General features: G+C 64.6%; 5 protein-coding genes. 1 reads left to right on the forward strand and 4 read right to left on the reverse strand.

What is annotated here, in order from left to right; all coding sequences use genetic code 11:
* The 3 genes from BG842_RS27420 to BG842_RS10285 all read right to left on the reverse strand — a co-directional run.
* On the reverse strand, positions 1–234 hold a 234-nt coding region (locus BG842_RS27420; RefSeq protein WP_139136088.1), incomplete at its 3' end, for a hypothetical protein.
* 60 nt (positions 235–294) lie between these two features.
* Positions 295–1,848, reverse strand: a complete 1,554-nt coding sequence (locus BG842_RS10280) for an NADH-ubiquinone oxidoreductase-F iron-sulfur binding region domain-containing protein (RefSeq protein WP_069450665.1) — start codon at positions 1,846–1,848, stop codon at positions 295–297.
* Between the two features lie 195 nt (positions 1,849–2,043).
* Complete coding sequence (locus BG842_RS10285) at positions 2,044–2,427, reverse strand: PaaI family thioesterase (protein WP_069450666.1); 384 nt, start codon at positions 2,425–2,427, stop codon at positions 2,044–2,046.
* 54 nt (positions 2,428–2,481) lie between these two features.
* On the opposite strand from BG842_RS10285, the gene BG842_RS10290 reads away from it, so the two are divergent.
* Entirely contained in the window at positions 2,482–3,246 is a 765-nt protein-coding gene (locus tag BG842_RS10290) for an enoyl-CoA hydratase/isomerase family protein (protein ID WP_069450667.1), read from the forward strand.
* 331 nt (positions 3,247–3,577) lie between these two features.
* Here the strand turns inward: BG842_RS10290 and BG842_RS10295 are convergent.
* Positions 3,578–3,918: PEP-utilizing enzyme (locus tag BG842_RS10295; protein WP_254663048.1), on the reverse strand; the 341-nt coding region annotated here is incomplete at its 5' end.

Raw genomic sequence — 3,918 nt, forward strand, 5'->3', positions numbered from 1 at the left:
CGCGTCGATGGCGTCGATGAGCGTCGAACCCGGCGGCACGGCTATCGGGTGGCCGTCCACCGTCACGTGATTCATTCCATCTCCGTCCGCACCGAGGTCGGGGTCGTTCGCCGTCCCCGTGACGAAATCCTCGGTCAGCGGCGTGCTCGGTCGCGGGTCTTCGATGTCCGGCACACCGGGTTTGGGTGTGGCCGGAGCGGTGTCTTCGATTCCTGATTGCTCGTCTGAACTCATTTTGTGATGTCGCCTCTCGTCATCCGCGCTGCGTTTGCAACGCACGTGTCGCTCTCACGGTTACTGTACTTCCTCGCACGCGCCGCTCGGACAACGGCCCTCGGCGTGTGCGTGAAACTCCGGTTCGAATTCGTCCATCGCGGTCGTTACGGGCCGCGACGCCGACCGTCCGAAATAGCAGATGCTCGTCTCGCGCATCGTCCGGGCGAGTTCGCGGAGCATGTCGTCCTTGAACTCGCCGGAATAGATATCTCGAAGCAGGTTCGTCAACTGCTTCGAGCCTTCGCGGCAGGGAACGCAGCGCCCGCAGTTTTCCTCCTCGGCGAACCGCGCCCGCGTTCCGGCGGTCGCCACGGCACACCGCGACTGGTCGAAGAGTTCGACCACGCCGTCGGTTCCGAGGCGTGCGCCGGTCAGCGCCGGGGCGCTCGGCGTGTGGTCGAGCGAGCGCGTGACGCCGCCGAACTGCCCGCCGACGCACGCCATTTTGAACTCGCTATCGACCAAGACCGCCTCCAGCACCGTTTCGAGACTGCCGCCGGTCGGCAGTTCGAGGGTCGCGGAGGCGGTCACGTCGCCCGTCACGGTCAGGAGTCGCGTGCCGGGGTCGGCGTCGTCCGGGTCGAACGCGTCCGGGTCGCGCAGGATTCGTCGGACCTGTGCGAACGTGCGCGGCGTGTGGACGATGGTCGGCCGACCGTACAACCCGTGCTCGCCGGGGGACGGCGGGCGGAGGCGGGCCTCCAACCGGTCGTTACCCTCCAGTGCTTCGAGGGCCATCGTCGGCTCCGCCGCGATGTACATGTCCGGGGCGGTGAAGGTTCGAATCGTCACGCCCTCGGCGGCGTCGGTGTCGTTAAACGCGGTCATCGCCTCCCGAACGCGGTCGCGGGTTCCGAGGGCGGATTCCGGGCAGTAGACGACGATATCCTCCGCACCGATGGCCGTAGCGACCGCCGTCGCGCCGTCGAGCACCGCCACGGGGTCGGCCTCCAACAGCGTCCGGTCGGTGGCATTCCTATCGTCGGTCTCCCCGGCGTTCACAACGACGACCGGGTCGCCGTCGGTTTCGCGGGCCGTCCGCCACTCCTCGGCGACCGGTTCGTCCATCCGCGCATCGCCCCGTCCGCGGCCGAGCAAGCCGACGGTTTCGACCTGTGAGATAACCGCTTCCGGGGCTGCACCGGCCTCCGCCGCGACGAACCCCTCGTAGCCCTCCGCGGTCGTCGGGTCCACCCAGCCGCACCGTTCGAGGACGTCCCGGCGACCGACCGACAGCGGCCCGTCGTCCGGCACCGGGAAGGTCGTCTGCTCCTCCCCGTGGTTCACGACCGCGTGTGCACCCTCCTCGACGATGGTGCCGTCCTCCAGCGATTCGACGAGGGTTCGGGCACGCTCGGGGGTGCAGTTCGCGTGAAGCGCGGTGGTTCCGTCGGCCGTGGTCGCCACGAGCGGCGTCAACTCCTCGATTCCGATCGGGCCGACGTTCGCAACCGCCACCGTTTCCGCCGCGTCACGTGCACTGTCGAGCACCGCTTCCGCGTCCTCGCGCCCCGCCCCAGCCGAAACGCGAAGAATCGGTGCATCGAGTGCGGGCGAATCAGAAGTTCCCATTCCCGATGTACTATTACAGCCAGCCGATAAAAGATTATGACCGGCAGGCCGACACGACGGTGAAAACGAACGCGACGGCCCCGTTAGAACGGCGGTTCGAGTTGTGTGCGTGACCGCTTTCGTCGGCGGAGCGCGAGTGAGACGGTCACGATTGCGAGCAGGATGACGAGGAAAGAGCGGCATCGCTTCATCGTTTTACCCCGTCTTGTAGACGCCGCGCGCTTCCGCGACGTGTTCGTCGTCCTCGTCGTAGACGCTCACGTCGACGGTTCCCACGTCGCTCCCGTTCCGCACTACGTCGGCCTCGGCGTAGAGATCGCCCGTGCCAGCGCTCAGATAGTCGATTCGCATGTCGATGGTCGGCACAGGCTGGTCGTTGAGGGAGACGAGTGCCGCGCCGCCGACGGTATCCGCGAGGGTGAACGTGACGCCGCCGTGGGCCATGAGTCGGTCCTGATTCCACGACAGTTCCTCGCGCATTTCGAGTCGCCCCTCGGCGTGCCCGTCCGCCGCTTCCGTCACCTCGACGCCGAGCAGGTCCGCGAACGGCATGCCTTCGAAGAACGCTTCGATGTCCATACCACGACTGGACGCGGGGAGTAATTAAATGTACGTGGGGAGACCCTCTCAGGTATGCACGTTTCCGACGACGACGGAATTAGGAACATCACGTTCGACCGCCCGGAGGTTCGGAACGCCTTCACGCCGGACGCGGCGGGCGAACTCGCCGAAATCCTCGCCGAAAGCGACCCGAAAGAACAGGACGCCATCGTGTTGACCGGCGAAGGGAAAGCGTTCAGCGCGGGCGGCGACATCGAGTCGATGGCCGAACGCGAGGAGAACGTCCGGGAAGCCTACGAGCGCGTTCGTGACACTCTCTCCCGCGTGGTTCACGAGGTGCTGACCGCGCCCGTGCCGGTCGTAGCGAAGGTCAACGGCGACGCGGTGGGTGCGGGGATGGCGCTCGTCACGGCCGCCGACTTCGCCTACGCGACGGAATCGGCGCGGTTTGCGGCGTCGTTTATCAACGTCGGCCTCATTCCCGACATGGGCGGAACCTTCCTCCTCCCGCGACTCGTCGGGCTTCGAAAGGCGAAGGAACTCGCCTTCACCGGCGAACTCATCTCGGCCGAAGAGGCGGCCGAACTGGACGTGGTGAACGAAGTCGTCCCGGACGAACAGCTCGATATCCGGGTCACGGAGCTGACGGACACGCTGGCGGACCAGCCGACTCACACCATCGCGCTGGGCAAGCAGGCCCTCCACGAAAATCTGGGCAAGGACTGGCGCGAAGCGCTGGATTACGAGACGATGGTGCAGTCGCAAGCCTACGACATGCCCGCCCACATCGAGGGCGTCGCGGCGTTTTTGGAAGGTCGGGAACCGGAGTTCGAATAGCGGAGAGCGGTCGAATCGCAGTTCTGTATTCGGAGGATTCGGAGGATTTTCGACGATTTTTGACAGTCCGATTTTCATTTCGTCAGACGAGCGTGCCGACTTTCGAACGGATAAATCATATTTCGCTCTATAGAAACGGTGTCTCCGTGATTGGAATAGCCCGGTCGAATACTGCGTCGATGACTGCGACGGTGCATCGTCAGCGGTAGGGTGGGTAGTGAACAGAATCCCTGCGCGTCTGATGGTGTCTTTCCCGGCGACGACGGCGAGTGCTCCTCGTCGTGCGGGATGTCGGTAGAATGAAAGGGCGAACGGCGGGTCTGTGGTACTATCACTCCGACTGCTTTTCTACTAGTTCGACAATCCCGTTCGTTCCATCGACACGAATCCGCTGCCCCGACCGTATTTTCTGGGTTGCGTTACGGACGGAGACGACCGCCGGAATCCCGTATTCTCGTGCAACGAGGGAGCCGTGACTCATCTGCCCACCCACCTCCACGACGACGCCCGCTGCATTCAGAAAGAGGGGCGTCCAACCGGGGTCGGAAGATGGTGCGACGAGAATCTCACCCTTTTCGATCGTCTCGTCACTGGGATTCCGAACGACCGTAGCGACTCCTTCGACGGCACCGTCCGAAACACCAGTTCCGACGAGCGCTCCTTCTGGAACCT

The sequence above is a fragment of the Haladaptatus sp. W1 genome, assembly GCF_001723155.1.
GTDB classification, from domain to species: Archaea; Halobacteriota; Halobacteria; order Halobacteriales; family Haladaptataceae; genus Haladaptatus; species Haladaptatus paucihalophilus.